The organism is Janthinobacterium sp. HH104 (assembly GCF_001758715.1).
In the GTDB taxonomy this organism is placed as follows: Bacteria; Pseudomonadota; Gammaproteobacteria; order Burkholderiales; family Burkholderiaceae_D; genus Janthinobacterium; species Janthinobacterium aestuarii.
This window is the reverse complement of sequence record NZ_LRIB01000035.1, coordinates 81,891-99,400: the sequence shown is the minus strand read 5'-3', so window position 1 is coordinate 99,400 and position 17,510 is coordinate 81,891. Positions and strand designations below refer to the sequence as shown.

Annotated in this window: 18 protein-coding genes; 7 read left to right on the top strand and 11 right to left on the bottom strand. The window is 60.7% G+C overall.

Annotation, left to right across the window (positions count from 1 at the left end):
• Positions 1 to 15 precede the first annotated feature (15 nt).
• Entirely contained in the window at positions 16 to 561 is a 546-nt protein-coding gene (locus JAB6_RS15370) for a peptidylprolyl isomerase (protein WP_070303515.1), read from the bottom strand.
• Between the two features lie 93 nt (positions 562 to 654).
• On the opposite strand from JAB6_RS15370, the gene JAB6_RS15365 reads away from it, so the two are divergent.
• Both JAB6_RS15365 and JAB6_RS28490 read left to right on the top strand, forming a co-directional pair.
• Complete coding sequence (locus JAB6_RS15365; RefSeq protein WP_034750674.1) at positions 655 to 1,776, top strand: cupin domain-containing protein; 1,122 nt, start codon at positions 655 to 657, stop codon at positions 1,774 to 1,776.
• 353 nt (positions 1,777 to 2,129) lie between these two features.
• Positions 2,130 to 2,384: a hypothetical protein gene (locus JAB6_RS28490; RefSeq protein ID WP_034783358.1), complete on the top strand. Its 255-nt coding sequence runs from the start codon at positions 2,130 to 2,132 to the stop codon at positions 2,382 to 2,384.
• Between the two features lie 281 nt (positions 2,385 to 2,665).
• On the opposite strand, the gene bamC is transcribed toward JAB6_RS28490, so the two are convergent.
• From bamC to JAB6_RS15325, 8 genes are all read right to left on the bottom strand, one after another.
• Positions 2,666 to 3,859, bottom strand: coding sequence for an outer membrane protein assembly factor BamC (gene bamC / locus JAB6_RS15360; RefSeq protein ID WP_034750677.1), 1,194 nt, complete (start codon positions 3,857 to 3,859; stop codon positions 2,666 to 2,668).
• Positions 3,860 to 3,940: 81 nt separating this feature from the next.
• A complete protein-coding gene (gene dapA, locus JAB6_RS15355; RefSeq protein ID WP_070303514.1) occupies positions 3,941 to 4,819 on the bottom strand; it encodes a 4-hydroxy-tetrahydrodipicolinate synthase in 879 nt (292 codons plus the stop codon).
• Positions 4,820 to 4,903: 84 nt separating this feature from the next.
• A complete protein-coding gene (locus tag JAB6_RS15350; RefSeq protein ID WP_070303513.1) occupies positions 4,904 to 5,476 on the bottom strand; it encodes a bifunctional 2-polyprenyl-6-hydroxyphenol methylase/3-demethylubiquinol 3-O-methyltransferase UbiG in 573 nt (190 codons plus the stop codon).
• A gap of 42 nt (positions 5,477 to 5,518) precedes the next feature.
• Positions 5,519 to 6,196, bottom strand: a complete 678-nt coding sequence (locus tag JAB6_RS15345) for a site-2 protease family protein (protein ID WP_034750684.1) — start codon at positions 6,194 to 6,196, stop codon at positions 5,519 to 5,521.
• A 94-nt stretch (positions 6,197 to 6,290) separates the two neighbouring features.
• The gene (locus JAB6_RS15340; protein ID WP_070303512.1) at positions 6,291 to 6,914 is read right to left on the bottom strand and encodes an L-threonylcarbamoyladenylate synthase; all 624 of its coding nucleotides are present in this window, start codon (positions 6,912 to 6,914) and stop codon (positions 6,291 to 6,293) included.
• A gap of 38 nt (positions 6,915 to 6,952) precedes the next feature.
• Positions 6,953 to 7,837: a protease HtpX gene (gene htpX / locus JAB6_RS15335; RefSeq protein WP_070303511.1), complete on the bottom strand. Its 885-nt coding sequence runs from the start codon at positions 7,835 to 7,837 to the stop codon at positions 6,953 to 6,955.
• An 82-nt stretch (positions 7,838 to 7,919) separates the two neighbouring features.
• Positions 7,920 to 8,753, bottom strand: coding sequence for a 3',5'-nucleoside bisphosphate phosphatase (locus tag JAB6_RS15330; protein ID WP_034750693.1), 834 nt, complete (start codon positions 8,751 to 8,753; stop codon positions 7,920 to 7,922).
• Between the two features lie 90 nt (positions 8,754 to 8,843).
• Positions 8,844 to 9,728 (bottom strand): alpha/beta fold hydrolase, encoded by an 885-nt coding sequence (locus JAB6_RS15325; protein ID WP_070303510.1) that lies wholly within the window; start codon positions 9,726 to 9,728, stop codon positions 8,844 to 8,846.
• 197 nt (positions 9,729 to 9,925) lie between these two features.
• On the opposite strand from JAB6_RS15325, the gene JAB6_RS15320 reads away from it, so the two are divergent.
• The 5 genes from JAB6_RS15320 (at position 9,926) to JAB6_RS15300 (ending at position 15,542) form a co-directional block, all read left to right on the top strand.
• The gene (locus JAB6_RS15320) at positions 9,926 to 10,450 is read left to right on the top strand and encodes a gamma carbonic anhydrase family protein (protein WP_070303509.1); all 525 of its coding nucleotides are present in this window, start codon (positions 9,926 to 9,928) and stop codon (positions 10,448 to 10,450) included.
• Between the two features lie 4 nt (positions 10,451 to 10,454).
• On the top strand, positions 10,455 to 11,435 hold the full coding sequence (gene hslO / locus JAB6_RS15315) for an Hsp33 family molecular chaperone HslO (protein ID WP_070303508.1): 981 nt from the start codon (positions 10,455 to 10,457) through the stop codon (positions 11,433 to 11,435).
• Positions 11,436 to 11,575: 140 nt separating this feature from the next.
• A complete protein-coding gene (locus JAB6_RS15310; protein ID WP_254671642.1) occupies positions 11,576 to 13,978 on the top strand; it encodes a TonB-dependent receptor in 2,403 nt (800 codons plus the stop codon).
• The gene (locus JAB6_RS15305; protein WP_070303506.1) at positions 13,978 to 15,108 is read left to right on the top strand and encodes a glycerophosphodiester phosphodiesterase; all 1,131 of its coding nucleotides are present in this window, start codon (positions 13,978 to 13,980) and stop codon (positions 15,106 to 15,108) included. Before JAB6_RS15310 ends, JAB6_RS15305 begins: the two co-directional genes overlap by 1 nt.
• 152 nt (positions 15,109 to 15,260) lie before the next feature.
• Positions 15,261 to 15,542, top strand: coding sequence for a hypothetical protein (locus tag JAB6_RS15300; protein ID WP_070303505.1), 282 nt, complete (start codon positions 15,261 to 15,263; stop codon positions 15,540 to 15,542).
• Between the two features lie 230 nt (positions 15,543 to 15,772).
• Here JAB6_RS15300 and ftsB read toward each other — a convergent pair whose 3' ends face one another.
• Together ftsB and eno are read right to left on the bottom strand one after the other, a co-directional pair.
• A complete protein-coding gene (gene ftsB, locus JAB6_RS15295) occupies positions 15,773 to 16,096 on the bottom strand; it encodes a cell division protein FtsB (protein WP_034750706.1) in 324 nt (107 codons plus the stop codon).
• A 61-nt stretch (positions 16,097 to 16,157) separates the two neighbouring features.
• Positions 16,158 to 17,441: a phosphopyruvate hydratase gene (gene eno / locus JAB6_RS15290; RefSeq protein WP_034750709.1), complete on the bottom strand. Its 1,284-nt coding sequence runs from the start codon at positions 17,439 to 17,441 to the stop codon at positions 16,158 to 16,160.
• Positions 17,442 to 17,510: the final 69 nt, after the last annotated feature.

Here is a 17,510-nt window from a genome sequence, read left to right as displayed (position 1 = left end):
CTGGAACAAGCGATATTAGTGAATCGGATGCGAACGGAAGTGATCGCCTTCGTCACCCTCTTCTTCATCATCACCATGGTCATGGCCGTGTGCGCCATGCACGTGGCCATGGGCGATTTCTTCGTCGGTGGCGGCGCGCACGTCAGCGACGGTCAGCGAGAAGCGCAGCGCGATGCCGGCCAGAGGATGGTTACCATCCAGCACGACTTTGTCGTCGGCGATATCGGTGACCGTGAAGATCATCGCTTCTTCGTCCGGCGAATCGCTTTCCGGCATGCCTTCGAACTGCATGCCCACTTCCAGCGGCTCAGGCAGGCGATTGCGCGGCTCGACCTTGACCAGGGCGGGATCGTATTCACCGAAAGCATCATCCGGTTCGATCTGGATCGTGTTGGAATAGCCGACTTCCTTGCCGTCGAGCTCTTCTTCGATCTTCGGCAGGGTGTTTTCATAATCACCGTGCAGGTAGACCATCGGCTGACGGCCGTCTTCGATCAGATTGTCTTGCGCGTCTGACAGTTTGTAGTTGACAGTCACGACCGTATTTTTGGCAATCTTCATTATGCTTCCTTTCATTGTATAAGCTGGCAAATTATACCTTCACGCCGCCAACGGCAGGCGCATTCCTGCATTTCCGGTTGTTATAATGGGCGCATGAAAACATTAACTCTCCTCGGCGATATCACGCCGGCGCAATTCCTGCGCGACTACTGGCATAAAAAGCCCCTGTTGATCCGTCAAGCCGTACCGGGCTTCAAGGCGCTGTTCGATTTCAAGGCCCTGGCCGAGCTGGCTACCCTCGATCACGTTGAATCGCGCCTGGTCAGCCATGCGGATGGCCACTGGAACATGCAGCAAGGTCCGCTGACCAGCCTGCCTTCGCTGAAACAGAAGGAATGGACTCTGCTGGTGCAGGGCGCCAACCTGCACAGCGCCAAGGCCGACGCCCTGCTGCGCCAGTTCCGTTTCCTGCCGGACGCGCGCCTGGACGACCTGATGGTCAGCTTTGCCACCGATGGCGGCGGCGTGGGCCCGCATTTCGATTCCTATGACGTGTTCCTGCTGCAAGGCCAGGGCAAGCGCCACTGGCGCATCGGCGCGCAGAAAGACCTGAGCCTGATCGACGGCTTGCCGCTGAAAATCCTCAGCAATTTCACGCCCGACGAAGAATTTACCCTGGAACCGGGCGACATGCTGTATTTGCCGCCCCACTATGCGCACGACGGCGTGGCCATCGGTGACTGCCAGACGTATTCGATCGGCTTCCGCTCGCCTTCGTTCCAGGAACTGGGCGAAGCTTTCCTGCAATTCATGGCCGACTCGATCGACTTGCCGGGCATTTACAGCGATCCGGACCTGAAAGCGTCGGGCAAGCCGGCCGAAATCCCCCGTGAAATGCTCAGCACCATCGCGGAAGAACTGAACAAGGTGCGCTTCACGGAAGAAGACGTCACCATTTTCCTCGGCGAACACCTGTCGGAACCGAAGCACAATGTGTTTTTCACGCCGCTGTCCAAGCCGCTGACGGTGGGCCGCTTCGCGGACGCCGCACAGAAAAAAGGTGTCGTGTTGTCGCGCAAGACGCTGATGCTGTATCGTGGCAAGAATGTCTTCATCAATGGCGAATCGTTTGCCATTGGCAAGGCCGACAAAGCGGCCCTGGAAACCCTGGCCAACGAACGCGCCCTCGATGGCGCCGCCGTGGCCCTGGCTTCCGATGACGTGATGGATGCCTTATATACCTGGTATCAGGATGGCTGGATCGAACTGGCTTGAATGGGTGCAGCGTAGCAAAGTGGTATTACAGTAAGCAAAATAACATCTTCTGCGCCACCGCAAAGAAAGATATTATTTTTATATCGTTTTGTCGCGCTTTCGCAAAACACTTACACTTGCTTGCAATTTGCTTCGGCAAATATTGCGATATCACAAAATAGTTGCGAATTTGCCTCTTGCTCCTATTGCGACGCACCAAAAATCGCTATAATATTCGGTTAGGAAGTTTCCGTTGTCTGGCAGGCACCACCTGGTACGAAAAGCCTTCGAAGACGACCTAACGAGCGATAATTACCGGTAATTATTCATCGCAACAATGTTGATTTATTTTTTGAAATAATTAAGGAAAACAAATGAAAAAATCCCTGCTGATCGCCTCCCTGATGGTTGTTGCTCTGGCTGCTTGCAGCAAAAAAGAAGAAGCTCCTGCACCAGCACCAGTAGTTGAAACCCCAGCACCAGCACCAGCAGTTGAAGCTGCTCCAGCTGCTGCTGCTGACGCTGCTGCTTCGGCCGCTACCGACGCTGCTGCTGCTGCTTCGGCTGCCGCTTCGGCCGCTACCGACGCTGCTTCGGCTGCTTCGGCTGCTGCATCGGCTGCTAAGTAATTTAGCACCCTGCACTAGAGAAAGCCGGCCTTAGGGCCGGCTTTTTTGTTGGGTAAACACCCAACCAAACCTACTGCGCGCCGCGCTTTGCGGCCTGCGATGCTCACCGTACTAAAGTACGGCTGCGCTTCTTAGCCACAAATCACTGGCGCTCGCTACGGTTTTGCTGGGCGTCGCAAGCATCTATTGCGTACCCAAAATAAAAAGGCTGTCCCGGTTTGCACCGGGCCAGCCTTTTTTATGATGCGTGGCAGCTTTTGATCGCCGCCACTCAGTGAACCTTATTTCAACTGATCGTTCAGCAGGCCCAGGATCTTCTCTGCCACTGGCGAGGTATCTGGCTGGCCTTCGTTGCTGAGGATGCTGACCAGGCTGGTCGAGCCCGTGCCGGCCTTGACGAGGACGCGGTAGCGCTGCGCTTCCTTGTCCTTGTCGGACGACGAACCCCAGCTGAACAGTTTCGAGAAGAAACCGTCTTTCTTGACCGCGTCCGGATCGACGTAACGCACGAAATACGTGCCTTGCGTGCGGTCGCGGTCTTCCACGGTGAAGCCAACGCGGTCCAGCGCCAGGCCGACACGGCGCCAGGCGCGGTCGAAACCTTCATCGACTTCGATTGCGCGCGCCGGCGTGGCGGCGTCGCCGACCAGCTTGGCGTGCTGCGGCTGCACGATGGCGGCATCGACAGCCGTCTTCGCTTGCGCATCGTCGCTGGCCGCGCCCAGGCGCGTCATCAGCTTGGCCAGGAATTGCGCTTCCAGGCCCGGATCGTTCGGGCGAGCGGTCCAGGTGGTGGTTTCCTTGTCGCGGCCCGTGACAACCTCTTCCACGCCACGGTGGCTGACGTAGATCTCGGTCGAGCCATCGGCCAGGCGCTCCACGCGGGTACGGAACTTGTCTTTTTCACCGGTCGAGTACAGCGAATCGAAGGCCTTGCCGATGGTGCTGCGGATAAAGTCTTGCGGCACCTTGGCGCGGTTTTCATTCCACTCGGTTTCCATGATGCCAGCCGTCGGCTGGTCGACGGCAATGGTAAAGCCCGAATCTTCCCAGAACTGCTTCAGTTGCGGCCACAGCACTTCAGGCGACTGCTTGACGACCAGCCAGCGCTGGTTGCCCGCGCGCTCGACCTTCACGCCGCCTGCCGTGACCGGCACGACACCGACCACGCCGTCGGCGCCCACGACGACTGGCGTACCGGCCGTGGCGTTGCGCTGCGCGTTGTAGCCGGAAGCCGTGGCCACGCCGTTTTTCGCATCCGGCAGCGAGTAGCGGTTGTCCTGCTGCAATTGCGTCAGGTCAGGCGGCACGTCCAGGGTGCCGGCTTTCTTGACCGACTTGTAGTCGACCTTGTCGCCGCCGACTACCGAACTGATCATGCCGCAGCCCGCGAGGCTGGCTGCGATGGCGCCGATGACGATGCCGCGGACGGCGATGGTGGCAGGCGCCGATTGGTTTTTCTTGCAATTAGTCATGTCGTAACTGGATAAGAAGCTAAGTAGCAGCTGGAATCAGGGAAGGTCCGGACTGGTCAAGTCCGGGCTTGAAGTTCGGTCTTAAGACAGGATGCCGGCGTCGCGCAAGGCATCGCGCACGGTCGCATGGCAGTTTTCAGCCAGCGGCACCAGTGGCAAGCGTATGCCGGCAGGCATCAGGCCCATTTCGGCCATCGCCCATTTGACGGGCACCGGGTTGGGCTCGACAAACAGCTTCTGGTGCAGAGGGAAAACCTTGTTATTGATGGCGATTGCCGTGGCGCGCTCGCCCGCCATGGCCGCGGCGCACAGTTCGTGCATGGCGCGCGGCGCGACGTTGGCCGTCACGGAGATATTGCCGTGGCCGCCGCAGAACATCAGCGCCATAGCGGTCGGATCGTCGCCCGAGTACACGGCGAAGTCCGCTGGAACCAAACGCAGCAGGTCGATGCCACGGCCGATATTGCCGGTCGCATCTTTCACGCCGACGATATTCGGGATGGCGGACAGGCGCACGATGGTCTCGTTGCTCATGTCGGCAACCGTACGGCCCGGTACGTTGTACAGGATGACGGGGATGTCGACGGCTTCGGCGATGGCCTTGAAGTGCTGGTACATGCCTTCCTGGGTAGGACGGTTGTAATACGGCACCACTTGCAAGACAGCATCGGCGCCCGCTTCTTTCGCGTAGCGCGTCAGTTTGATGGCCTCGGCCGTGGAGTTGCCTCCGGCGCCGGCGATGATAGGAATGCGTCCCTTGGCATGTTCGACGGTCAACTGGATCAGTTCGCAGTGTTCTTCCACGCTGACTGTTGCCGATTCGCCCGTTGTGCCAACGATGACGATGCCGTCCGTACCCTCGGCGATATGCCAGTCGATCAGCTTGCGCAGACCTGGAAAGTCCAGACTGCCGTCTGCGTGCATCGGGGTGACGATTGCTACAATGCTGCCCTTGATCATAGTAAGTTTATAGCGCCGATAAATAAAACAACGATTGTAGCGGATAGCCCGCGCCTGTGGTGCATTCTGACATAGTATGGCCGCTCAAAACGTCGGCAGCAGCGCTGCCAACCGTGGAAAATCCGGCCGGACGGTACAAATTCGTTGCACCAGAGCAGCTTTTGGCTGTTCCACGCGCCCATCCTCATACGCTACCACACGCAATCCCTGCTGCACCGCCCAGGCCAGCATTTCGCCTTCCTTCAGCAAAAATTTCGGATTCGATGGCTTGCCGAACTGCTCATTGCCCTCGGCAAACGTTTCATACAGCAGCACGCCATCGGGTGCCAGGCTGGCAACCATAGCGTCCAGCAGCGGCCGGTGCAGATAATTGGTGACGACGATGCCGGCAAAGCGGCCGGGCGCGAAGGGCCATACGGCGCCCGGCGCTTCCAGATCCACCAGCGAGGTGGTGATGCCCGTGCCGGCCGCTTTTTCCAGCATTTCCGGGTCATGGTCGAGTGCGATCACGGGGTGGCCCAGGCTCACCAGGTGGCGCGCATGGCGGCCTGCGCCGCAGGCCAGGTCCAGCACTTCACCGCCCGGGATCAGCGGCGCCCAGCGGCGCAGCCAGCCGGAAATCGCTTCGGTTTCTACTGTTGGTTCAATTGCTTGCATCGGTACTTCCATCAATTATTTGCGACCATCCGGTTGCTTGTATCACGTCAACAGGGCCGTCAGGGGCGTGACCATGGTGACAAAAATGCCTATGACAAATTCGATTGCCGCCAGCAAGGCGCGGTTCAGTACGCCCGTATACATCAGCAGCACCAGGGCACCGAACACATACAGGCTGTAGCGCTCGATGCTGGCGTAAGGGCGCGCCAGCTGCATCGGCAGCAAGCCTGTCATGATGCGTCCGCCATCGAGCGGTGGCACGGGAATCAGGTTAAAGACGAACATGGCCGCATTCACGCTGACGCCGGCGCCCGCCATCTTGCGGAAAAACATGCCCATTTCCGTCGGCGGCATAACGCTGAGCACGACAAAGGCGATCATCCAGCCCAGGCCCATGACGAAATTGGCGCCAGGCCCGGCAAACGCCACCCAGGCCATCTGCTTCTTCGGATTGCGCAGGCGGCTGAAATCGACGGGCACCGGCTTGGCATAGCCGAACGGTACCTGGATTGCGAAATACAGCATCAAGGGCAGCAAGATCGTGCCGAAAGGATCGATGTGCCGGATGGGATTGAGGCTCAGCCTGCCCTCGTTCGAAGCCGTGGGGTCGCCGAAATAGCGGGCAACGTAGCCATGCGCCGCCTCATGCAGGGAAATGGCAAACAGCACCGGTACCAGGTACACCGCAATGGTCTGGACTATCGTATTGAAATCGCTCATGACCGCGATTCTACCAGAGGCGCCACAGCCTCTTTCTTACGTTGTCATTAAGAACAGGTGAAGACCGGCGCGGCAACAGGTGCGCCCTGCCCCTCTACAAACCCAGCACGGCCGGGTCGCCGCGGCCCACGCGCACCACTTCCGCCTCCGGTCCCGTCAGGTCGATCACGGTGCTGGGGCCATGCGCACAGACGCCGCCATCAATGATCAGGTCGACCAGTTTTTCCAGGCGTTCGCGGATGGTGTCGGCATCGGTCAGGCTCTCTTCATCGCCGGGCAGAGTCAATGTCGCGCCCAGCAGGGGCTGGCCCAGCTCTTCCAGCAGACATTGCACGATGCGGTGCTGCGGCACGCGCAGGCCGATGGTTTTGCGCGACGGGTGGCTGAGGCGGCGCGGCACTTCCTTCGTCGCTTCCAGGATGAAGGTATAGGCGCCCGGCGTGGCCGCCTTGAGCAGGCGGAACTGGCGGTTGTCCACGCGGGCGTACACGCCCAGCTCGCTCAAGTCGCGGCACAGCAAGGTGAGATGGTGCTTTTCATCCACGCCACGGATGCGGCGCAGGCGCTCGACGGCGCCCTTGTCGTCAAGCTGGCATACGAGCGCATAGCAGGAATCCGTAGGCAGGGCCACGACGCCGCCGGACTGGATGATCTGCGCAGCCTGCTTGATCAGGCGCAATTGCGGATTGTCGGGGTGAATCTGGAAAAATTGACTCATGTGTAAGCGTTCTGGCGAACCAGCTTGTTAAGTTAGCATTATTGTACGCCGCGCAGCGCGGCGATGCGTTGTTCGATCGGCGGATGGGTGGCGAACAGCGCGCCCCAACCGCCATTGCCGCCGCTGATGCCCAGCGCCTGCATCGATTGCGGCAGCTCGCCCGGCGGCACGCCGCCCAGGCGGGCCAGCGCATGCATCATCGGCGTGGGGCTGCCCAGCAGCTTGGCCGAACCGGCATCGGCGCGGAATTCGCGCTGGCGGGAGAACCAGGCAACGATGATGGAAGCGAGCAAGCCGAAGATCACTTCGCACACCATCACGGTGACGAAATAGCCGATGCCCCGTCCGCCGCCTTCGCGGTTGTTATTTTTCAGCAGCACATTGTCGACAAAGAAACCCACGACGCGCGCCATGAAGACGACAAAGGTATTCACCACACCCTGGATCAGGGTCAAGGTCACCATGTCGCCATTCGCGACGTGGGCGATCTCGTGGCCCAGCACGGCTTCGACTTCATCGCGGTTCATGCTTTGCAACAAGCCGGTCGAGACAGCCACCAGCGCCGAATTTTTAAAAGCGCCCGTGGCGAACGCATTCGCGTCGCCTTCGTACACGGCCACCTCCGGCATGCCGATGCCGGCCCGCTCGGACAGCGCGCGCACGGTATTGACCAGCCACAATTCCGTCGACGACGTCGGGTTGTCGATCACGCGCGCGCCCGTGCTCCACTTGGCCATCGGTTTGCTGATCAACAGGGAAAAGATCGATCCCGTGAAGCCCACCACCAGCGAAAACACCAGCAGGCTACCCAGGTTCAAGGTACTGCCACGCGCCGGATTGCCCACGCCCAGCAAACTGAGCACGAGCGACAGCACCAGCATCACGGCCAGATTGGTTGCAATAAAAAGGACGATACGTTTCATGGGCGTTGGCTCCGGAAAACAGAATAGCTAAAAGATAAGTGTGCAGTCGCGACTTTTCAAGCCCGCGCAGGCCAGCCGCGCCCTAGAACCAGTCGTGCCAGATCGGGGTCACGTTGGCAGGTAAAGGCGGCAACTTGGCAAAATCCACGCGCGATTCGCCCGGCGCATGGAAATCCGTGCCGCGCGAAGCGAGGAAGCCGTAGGCGTTGGCCAGCTGCGCGTATTCGGGATACTGGTCCGGGCTATGGCTGCCCGTGACGACTTCGATGGCCACGCCGCCGAGTTGCTTGAATTCATCGAACAGCACGCCTTGCGCCATGTCGCTGAAGCGGTAGCGGCCCGGATGGGCGATGACGGCCACGCCGCCCGCGCCGCGTATCCAGCCCACCGCTTCGGCCAGGGTGGCCCAGCGGTGCTCGACATAACCGGGCTTGCCTTCCGACAGGTATTTCTTGAACACGTCGGGAATGTTCGCGCACTTCCCCATTTCCACGATGTAGCGGGCAAAGTGCGTGCGTGACATCAGGTCCGGGTTGCCGACGAATTTCAAGGCCCCTTCATAGGCGTCGGGAATACCGGCCAGGTCCAGCTGGCGGGCGATCTCGCGGCCGCGCGCGTCGCGCCCAGAGCGCGTCTGGTGCAAGCCCTGCACGAGACCGGGATTGTTTTCATCGACTTGCAAGCCAACAATGTGCACGGTTTCGCCGGCCCACGTGATGGAAATTTCCACGCCGGCCACGAAACGCATGCCCAGGTCCAGCGCGGCCGCGCGCGCGGCGGCAACACCGGACACCTCATCGTGGTCCGTCAGCGCCCACACATCGACGCCGGCCTTGCGTGCGTACGCAGCCACGGCGGCGGGCGCGAGCACGCCGTCGGAGATATTCGAATGACAATGCAGGTCGACTTTAAGCATGTGAAAACAATACCCTGCACGGGCTCAGCATGGAAGAAGTTTTCATTGTACGCTGCTTGTCAAATCGCGCTGCGGCGTTCCCGTCACACATCAGGCCAAAAAGGCTTCCACGAGCCGCGCCAGTGCCGCCGGCTGGTCATGATGCAGCATGTGGCCCGCATCGCGCATCATCTCGCAGCGCACATCCTTGATGCAGGCCAAGCGCCGGTCGATCTCGATGCGTGCCTGTTCCTTGGGCCCCATCCATTGCCACATATTCGTGTCATCGGCCTCCACCCACAGCACGGGCGCCGTGATGCGGCGCCAGCACGCCATCACTTCCTCCACCTGGTACAGGATGGGATTGACCCGCTTGTGCTGCGGGTCGCCCATGATGTCCCACTCGCCCGCCTCGTTCTGCGCCGACCAGTGCTCGGCCAGAAACGCCGCGCGCTCGTCCGGCAGGCGCGGGTTGGTCTTTTGCAGGCGTTCGGCCACGGCCTTTTGCGTGGGATAGCTGCGCATGGCGGGCGGCTCGCGCAATTCATCGAGCCACTTGGCGTAGCGGCCCGGCGCCTGCTCCGGTTTTGTTGCCATCATGCCGAAGCCTTCCAGGTTGATGAAGCGGCTGATGCGCTCGGGCCGCACGCCTGCGTACAGGCCGGCCACGTTGGCGCCCATGCTGTGGCCCAGCAGATTGACGGGTGCGTCCGGCGAGTAATGCAGCAGCATGGCGTCCAGGTCGGCCAGGTAGTCGGGGAACCAGTAGGTGTCCGATTGCGTGTAGTCGCTCAGGCCAAAGCCGCGCCAGTCGGGCGCGATCACGTGCCAGTCGCCGGCCAGCTCGTCGACGACGAACTGGAACGAGGCGGCCACGTCCATCCAGCCGTGCACCATGAACAGGATGGGCGCCCCTTCGCGGCCCCAGTGGCGCACGTGCGTGCGGGCGCCGCGGATGTTGATGAATTCGGAACGGGAAAGTTTCAGGGGTTTCATCGCATGCCTGCCTTGAAAGTGGCGCGAATGGCGCCACATGCTGTGTCTGTAGATAGTGCGGACATAAAAGTACGACCGTTCGATAATTATACCGGATTGGCGGTCGGCGCTCGGACTTGCCCTGCAACAGCGTAAAATAGCGCAAAACTTCCGCGTCCGGCCGCGCCCGGCGCTTCCACCACCGCCACAGGCTAACGATGACACTCTACCAATTGGGCGCCGATGCGCCGCAGATTGATGCTTCCGCTTTTGTTGCCGACACGGCCAACGTGATCGGCAAAGTGACCCTGGAAGCGAATACGTCCGTATGGTTTGGCGCCACGATTCGCGGCGACAACGAACGCATCACCGTGGGCGTCAACAGCAACGTGCAGGAAGGCGCCGTGCTGCACACGGACCCGGGCTACCCGCTCGACATCGGCCAGAACGTGACCATCGGCCACCAGGCAATGTTGCATGGCTGCACGATCGGCGATGGCGCCCTGATCGGCATCCAGGCCGTGATCCTGAATGGCGCGAAGATCGGCAAGAACTGCCTGGTCGGCGCGGGCGCGCTGGTCACGGAAGGCAAGGAATTTCCCGACAATATGCTGATCCTCGGCTCACCGGCGAAAGCCGTGCGGGCCCTGATGGCAGACGATATCACCAGGTTACAAGGCAACGCCGTGAACTATGTACAGCGCGGCCAGCTATTTAATACGCAACTCAAGAAGATTGGATAAAAGAATGACGACTGAAACCACGGGCGCCGTCAGCGCAGCCGCTACCGGCCAGGATACCCTGCAAAAATTTATTTTCGACAACGCCGCCGTGCGCGGCCAGTTCATCGACGTGTCCCACACCTGGCAGGAAGTGGTGTCGCGCCACGCCTATCCGACGGCCGTGAAAAAAGTGCTGGGCGAAATGGTGGCTGCCGCCGCCCTGCTGTCGGCCAACCTGAAATTCAACGGCTCCATCATCATGCAAATCCATGGTGACGGTCCCGTGCGCCTAATGGTGGTCGAGTGCGACTCCGACCTGCGCCTGCGCGCCACGGCCAAGCTCGACCCGGACGCCATCATCGCCGACGTGGCCACCGTGCCGCAATTGCTCAACGCCACGGGCAAGGGCCGCTTCATCATCACCCTGGACCCGGCCGACAAAGTGCCAGGCCAGCAACCGTACCAGGGCATCGTGCCGCTGGACGGCGACGACATGGCGACCGTGATCGAAAACTACATGTTGCGCTCGGAACAGCTCGACACGCGTCTGTGGCTGGCCACGGACGACACCGTCTCGCGCGGCCTGCTGCTGCAAAAGCTGCCCCACCATGGCGGCAAGGCCGAAGCGACGCCCGTGTCGGAAGAAGATGCGCTCGACACGTGGAACCGCGCCGTGATGCTGGCCTCGACCCTGAAAGAGGCGGAAATCCTGTCGACGGACATCGAGACCCTGATGCAGCGTTTGTTCTGGGAAGAAACGATCCGCGTCTTCGACCCGCTGCACCCGAGCTTCCATTGCAGCTGCACGCGCGAAAAAGTCGGCAATATGCTCAAGATGCTGGGCGAGGAAGAAGTCAACAGCACCCTGGAAGAAGTGGGACAAGTGGGCGTGAACTGCGATTTCTGCGGCCAGCACTACGAGTTCGACAAGGTCGATTGCGCGCAGCTGTTCGTCACGGATGCGCCGGCAGAGGTGCTCATACCACCCGCAGCCAGCATCAACTAATTGTAATATTCTTCGCGCCGCCCTTGAGGTGGCGCTTTTGTTTCTGCTGTCATCTTCCCGTCATCAGTTCGTCATCAGCCCGTCACGCGCCGCCGTTACGCTGCGCAGCTTGTATTCCTCCCAATACTTTCCACAGGCTGATGATGAACACCCACTTGACGCTGGCCCTGCGCCGCCATTCCTTCCACGTGTTGCTGGGCGCTTGCGCCGCAGGCTTGAGTTTGCCTGCCCTGGCGCAAACGGCCGTCGCCGCCGCCGTGGCTTCGGCCACTACCGACATGGCCGCCGCCGCTGATGACGGCGCACCGATGGCCACCGTGGAGATTTCCTCGCGCAAGACGCGCTCTTCCGTCGCCCTGAGCAAGAATGAAATCCAGAAGATCCTGCCCGGCACGAATCCCCTGAAAGCCTTGCAGACCTTGCCGGGCGTCAGCTTCCAGACGGCCGACCCGTGGGGCAACAACGAACAGAACCTGTCACTGTTCGTGCATGGTTTTTCGGGCCAGCAACTGGGCTACACCATGGATGGCGTGCCGCTGGGTGACCAGCAGTACGGCAACTACAACGGCCTGTCGCCGCAGCGTGCCGTCATCAGCGAAAACGTGCGCAGCGTCGTGCTGTCGTCGGGTGCGGGCGACCTGGCCACGGCCTCGACCAGCAACCTAGGCGGCACCATCGAAACCTATTCCAGCGACCCGCTGGCCACGCAGGGCGCCAGCGTGCAGCAAACGGTGGGCAGCCACCGCACCTCGCGCACGTTTGCCCGCTACGACACGGGCGCCTTCGGCGACGGCAGCAGCGCCTACTTTTCCATTCTGCACCACGAAGCGCGGGCCTGGGACTTCGATGCGCGCCAGGGCGGCGACCAGTTCAACGCCAAATACGTCAACCGCAGCGACGCGGGCAAGCTGACCCTGTTCTTCAATTACTCGGACAAGATCGAGCCGAATGAAGACAGCACCGTGCACGTGGCCGGCGAAACGAGCGCGCCGTACACGCGCCCCTTCCTGTATCCGGACTTCAAGGCGGCCCTCAATTACCTGTCGCCGACGGGCGCGACGCCCGCCGCGGACGGCAACAATTACCGCAATTACTACAGCGATGCGCAGCGCACCGATTACCTGGCCTACGCCAAGTTCGACGCCAACTTGTCCGAAGGCATGACCTGGTCCAACCAGGTGTATTACCACAAGGATGACGGCGCGGGCGTGGTGGCCGGCCCCATCGGCGTGGCCGGCTTGCCGGGCCTGTTCAGCGTGTACTATCCGAAGCAGAACCTGAAGGAAGTCTTCGGCAACTCGGGCTACGCCGTGCGCACGACGGAATACGACATCAAGCGCGGCGGCTTCATTTCCACCCTGCGCAAGGAAATCGGCAATCACCAGCTCGAAGCGGGCCTGTGGCTGGAACAGAACCGCTCGTCCGCCTACCGCCGCTGGTATGCGCTCGACGTCAACAACCCGACCTCGCCGTACGACCGCCCGAGCAATCCCTTGATCACGCAATACGGCAGCGAGATCGACAACAAGGTGGTGCAGCTGCACTTGCAGGATGAATGGCGCATCCGCCCCGATATCGCCCTGCAAGCCGGCTTCAAGTCCAGCCTGCAGTTTGCCGATGGCCAATTCCCCGTACAGCCGGCCAAGGGCGCCATCGCCGGTGGTTCGACGGCCTTGCCGGTCGGCACCATCAACACGAAAAAATGGTTCCTGCCGCAAGTGGGCGCGCGCTGGGATGTCACGCCGCAAGACCAGCTGTATTTCAATATCCAGAAAAACATGCGCCAGTTCGTCACCTATGGCGGTGGCGGCGCCTCGCCGTGGAGCTTGTCGAGCCAGGCCGCTTTTGATTTGTTCAAGCGTGACGCCAAGCCGGAAACGGCCCTCACCTATGAAGTGGGCGTGCGCGGCAGCCATCCATTGAACCTGGGCGCCATCACGGCCATCGATGGGCAAGTCAACGTCTACCACGTCGACTTCAGCAACCGCTTGCTGCAGATCAGCCCGACCCCCGTGATTTCCTCTATCATCGGCGGCAACCCCGTGCTGGCCAACGTGGGCAGCGTGCGCACGGACGGCATCGATATCGCCGGCACCGTTCACTTCGGCAACAATTTTTCTTTCTACAATGCCCTGTCGTACAACCGTTCGCAGTACGCGGACAATTACAACAATGGCGCCGCGCTGGTCTTGACTGCTGGCAAGAACGTGCCCGGCTCGCCCGAGTGGCTGAACAAGTTCGTGGCCTCGGCGACGTTTGGCGATATCGAAGTACAGCTGACGGGAGACTATGTGGGCAAGCGCTACGCGACGTACACCAACGATTTGTCCGTGCCCAGCTATTTCCTGATGGGCCTGGGCGTGTCGGGCAAGCTGCCGGCCATGGCCAGCTGGCTGAAGAACCCGCGCTGGAGACTCAACGTCAGCAACCTGGCCAACCGCGCGGGATCGCTGAACGTGGTCGTGGGTGCGGCCGACAAGACGTACAACACCTTCCCGATCGCCCCGCGCCAGGGCTTCCTGACCTTGACGGCGGACTTCTGATGCGCACTCCAATCTTGCCGCAACGGCATTTTTCGCGCCGCAGCTTCGTCCGGGCGGCCGCTGGCGGCCTGGCGCTGGCCGCCGCGCCGGGCTTTGCGGCCGGCCTGCTGGCTCCGCCACCTGCCCGTCCGCTCGTGTTCGCCCACCGGGGCGCCAGCGCCCTGCGTCCCGAGCATACCTTGGCGTCGTACGCCAAGGCCATCCTCGACGGCGCCGACTACGTGGAGCCGGACCTGGTCGCCACGCGCGACGGCATCCTCGTGGCGCGCCATGAAAGCAATCTGATCGACACCACCGACGTGGCGCGCCGTCCTGAATTTTCCAGCCGGCGCGGCAAGAAGATGGTCGACGGCGAATGGCACGAAGGCTGGTTCGTCGATGACTTTACGCTGGCGGAATTGAAAACCCTGCGCGCCATCGAACGGCTGCCGAAAGTACGCACCGGCAATACCTTGTACGATGGACAATTCCAGATCCCCACGTGGGAAGAAATCATCGATTTTGTTGCAGCGCAATCAGCCGCCAGCGGCCGCATCATCGGCCTCGTGCCCGAGCTGAAAAGCTCGACCTACTTCCGCGATGCGGGCCTGGCGCTGGAAGACCGTTTCCTCTCAACCATGCTGGCGCACGAGTACACGCGCCGCGCACCGATCGAAATCCAGTCCTTCGAAGTGGCGAACCTGAAGTACCTACGCGAGAAGCTGGGACGGCGCGCCAACGTGCGCCTGATGCAACTGGTGGTGGGCGGCGATATCCGCCCGATGGACATGGCCAAGGTGGGCGGCAAGCTGACGTTCGGGCAGATGACGACGCCGGCCGGCCTGCGCGACATCGCCGCCTATGCGGACGTGGTGGCGCCGCCAACGCGAGCAATCATCCCACTGGGCGCCGACCAGCGCCTGGCCAAGCCCTCGTCCATCGTCGACGATGCGCACCAGGCGGGCTTGCTGCTGCACACGTGGACCTTCCGTCCGGAAAACCGTTTCCTGGCGGCCGACTTCCGCGATGGCAATGGTGAAAACGCGCGCAACGAAGCGGGATCCGTGGCGGAAATGCGGCGCTATATCGAGACGGGACTGGACGGCTTTTTCAGCGACGATCCGGGTTTGGGACGCATCGCCGCCGGATAAACATTTCGTAACAAATTCTTTTTCAGGGCGTGGCCGGCGGCTACGCCCTTATTATTCGCTTCCTGAATTTCTGAAATTGGAATTTGGAATTAGACATATATTGCCAACTCCATTATTGTGCAATGCAACAACAGACCATTCATGGAGGGCATATGTCCACTTTTACCAACACCTACAGCAACGACAACGACAACTACTTCAGCAACCTGGGCCGCGCCACGCGCGCCTTCCTGGGCGCCCTGCTCGCTTCCAAGCCATACAGCGACCTGGCCCAGAAGGAAGTCATCGCCAGCGCGACGACCAGCGCTGACGACGAGCGCTATGTACGCCCCAGCAAGCACGATTTCGCCCTGCTGAACTCGGAAGCGAACCGCTACGAAAAGCTGATGCCTAACCTCGCAGCCGAGTTGCGTTTCTTGGCCTCGCGCGGCTAACTAAATACTGAAAGGATTTTTATATGATGATTCTCGAAACCGCACTGATCGCCGTCGCCGTCGTCGTTACCGGCATCCATTTCTACCTGATCTCGACCGGCAAGGCCCGTTTCTGATCAGCAAACAGCAAGACAGTCGTGCATAGCAGTAGAAAGTAAGAAGTACCAGGTAGCAATAAAGCTGTGATATGTCAGCCTGGCAATCGGTCCAGGCTGGCAAGTGGGAAGTACTCAGTGCGGCGCGGCAGCGTCCACCGGCGTTTCCTGCAGTGGCGGGGTTTGTCCCTTGCGCACGATCTGCACGAAAATCTCATTCTGTTTGACCATGCCCAGCTCATAGCGGGCACGCTCCTCGACGGCGCCCGTACCATCTTTCAGGTCGCGCACTTCGGATTCGAGCTTGGCGTTTCGCGCCTTCAATTCCACATTCTTTTTATTCGCCACCGCCACTTGGGCTTCCATGTCGGCAACGCGCAGCCAGCCGCCTTTACCCAGCCAGAGGGGAAATTGGATCAGCAGCAGCAGGGCTGCCAGGGCGAGCGTAATCAGGCGCATGGGGTAGTCGGTTAACAAACCGGCCGGATATCTCCGGCCGGCCAGTGGGTTTTACATCAGCTTACTTCAGATTATAGAACGCATCGCGGCCAGGGTAGCTGGCGATGTCGCCCAGGTCTTCCTCGATACGCAGCAGCTGGTTGTACTTGGCCATGCGGTCCGAGCGCGACATCGAGCCGGTCTTGATCTGCAGGGCGTTCGTGGCAACGGCGATATCGGCGATGGTCGAGTCTTCGGTTTCGCCCGAGCGGTGCGAAATGACGGCCGTGTAGCCGGCGCGCTTGGCCATTTCGATGGCGGCGAAGGTTTCCGTCAGGGTGCCGATCTGGTTGATCTTGATCAGGATCGAGTTGGCGATGCCTTTCGAGATGCCTTCTTTCAGGATCTTGGTGTTGGTGACATACAGATCGTCGCCGACCAGTTGCACTTTCTTGCCCAGTTCCGCCGTCAGGATCGCCCAGCCGTCCCAGTCGCCTTCGTGCATCGCGTCTTCGATCGAGATGATCGGGTACTTGTCGCACCAGGTCGCCAGCAGGTTGGTGAACTCGGTGGCCGTCAGGCTCAGGCCTTCGCCTTCCATTTCGTACTTGCCGTTCTTGTAGAACTCGGACGCGGCGCAATCGAGGCCGATGGCGATCTGCGTGCCTGGCTCGTAGCCCGCTTCTTCGATGGCCTGGATGATCAGCTTGATGGCTTCTTCATGGTTGGCCAAGGATGGCGCGAAACCGCCTTCGTCGCCCACGTTGGTGTTCAGGCCCTTCTTGTGCAGGATCTTTTTCAGCGTGTGGAACACTTCCGCGCCGTAGCGGACGGCTTCCTTGAACGACGGGGCGCCCACGGGAATGATCATGAATTCCTGGATGTCCAGGTTGTTGTCGGCGTGTGCGCCGCCATTGATGACGTTCATCATCGGCACTGGCATCTGCATGGCGCCCGAACCGCCGAAATAGCGGTACAGCGGCAAGCCCGCTTCTTCGGCGGCAGCCTTGGCGACAGCCATGGAGACGGCCAGGATGGCGTTGGCGCCCAGGCGCGATTTGTTTTCCGTGCCGTCCAGGTCGATCAGGGTACGGTCGAGGAAAGCCTGTTCATTGGCGTCCAGGCCCATGATGGCTTCGGAGATTTCGGTATTGATGTTTTCGCATGCTTGCAACACGCCCTTGCCGAAGTAGCGCTTGGCATCGCCATCGCGCAATTCCACGGCTTCGCGCGAACCGGTCGAGGCACCCGACGGTACGGCCGCACGGCCCATCACGCCCGATTCCAGCAACACATCGCATTCGACGGTCGGGTTACCGCGCGAGTCCAGGATTTCGCGACCGATAATATCAACAATAGCACTCATGTCATTCTCCAAAGTTAAGCGTAACAGGGGCTGCACACTGCGTTCTGATGCGCAATTGCACAAAGGGGG

Excerpts from the sequence above, each read along its gene's own strand:
- ftsB (WP_034750706.1), bottom strand. The coding sequence starts at position 16,096 with ATGCGCCTGATTACGCTCGCCCTGGCAGCCCTGCTGCTGCTGATCCAA.
- eno (WP_034750709.1), bottom strand. The coding sequence starts at position 17,441 with ATGAGTGCTATTGTTGATATTATCGGTCGCGAAATCCTGGACTCGCGC.
- dapA (WP_070303514.1), bottom strand. The coding sequence starts at position 4,819 with ATGATCAAGGGCAGCATTGTAGCAATCGTCACCCCGATGCACGCAGAC.
- JAB6_RS15310 (WP_254671642.1), top strand. The coding sequence starts at position 11,576 with ATGATGAACACCCACTTGACGCTGGCCCTGCGCCGCCATTCCTTCCAC.
- JAB6_RS15350 (WP_070303513.1), bottom strand. The coding sequence starts at position 5,476 with ATGCAAGCAATTGAACCAACAGTAGAAACCGAAGCGATTTCCGGCTGG.
- bamC (WP_034750677.1), bottom strand. The coding sequence starts at position 3,859 with ATGACTAATTGCAAGAAAAACCAATCGGCGCCTGCCACCATCGCCGTC.
- JAB6_RS15345 (WP_034750684.1), bottom strand. The coding sequence starts at position 6,196 with ATGAGCGATTTCAATACGATAGTCCAGACCATTGCGGTGTACCTGGTA.
- JAB6_RS15370 (WP_070303515.1), bottom strand. The coding sequence starts at position 561 with ATGAAGATTGCCAAAAATACGGTCGTGACTGTCAACTACAAACTGTCA.
- JAB6_RS15330 (WP_034750693.1), bottom strand. The coding sequence starts at position 8,753 with ATGCTTAAAGTCGACCTGCATTGTCATTCGAATATCTCCGACGGCGTG.
- JAB6_RS15305 (WP_070303506.1), top strand. The coding sequence starts at position 13,978 with ATGCGCACTCCAATCTTGCCGCAACGGCATTTTTCGCGCCGCAGCTTC.
- JAB6_RS15340 (WP_070303512.1), bottom strand. The coding sequence starts at position 6,914 with ATGAGTCAATTTTTCCAGATTCACCCCGACAATCCGCAATTGCGCCTG.
- JAB6_RS15365 (WP_034750674.1), top strand. The coding sequence starts at position 655 with ATGAAAACATTAACTCTCCTCGGCGATATCACGCCGGCGCAATTCCTG.
- JAB6_RS28490 (WP_034783358.1), top strand. The coding sequence starts at position 2,130 with ATGAAAAAATCCCTGCTGATCGCCTCCCTGATGGTTGTTGCTCTGGCT.
- hslO (WP_070303508.1), top strand. The coding sequence starts at position 10,455 with ATGACGACTGAAACCACGGGCGCCGTCAGCGCAGCCGCTACCGGCCAG.
- JAB6_RS15300 (WP_070303505.1), top strand. The coding sequence starts at position 15,261 with ATGTCCACTTTTACCAACACCTACAGCAACGACAACGACAACTACTTC.
- htpX (WP_070303511.1), bottom strand. The coding sequence starts at position 7,837 with ATGAAACGTATCGTCCTTTTTATTGCAACCAATCTGGCCGTGATGCTG.
- JAB6_RS15325 (WP_070303510.1), bottom strand. The coding sequence starts at position 9,728 with ATGAAACCCCTGAAACTTTCCCGTTCCGAATTCATCAACATCCGCGGC.
- JAB6_RS15320 (WP_070303509.1), top strand. The coding sequence starts at position 9,926 with ATGACACTCTACCAATTGGGCGCCGATGCGCCGCAGATTGATGCTTCC.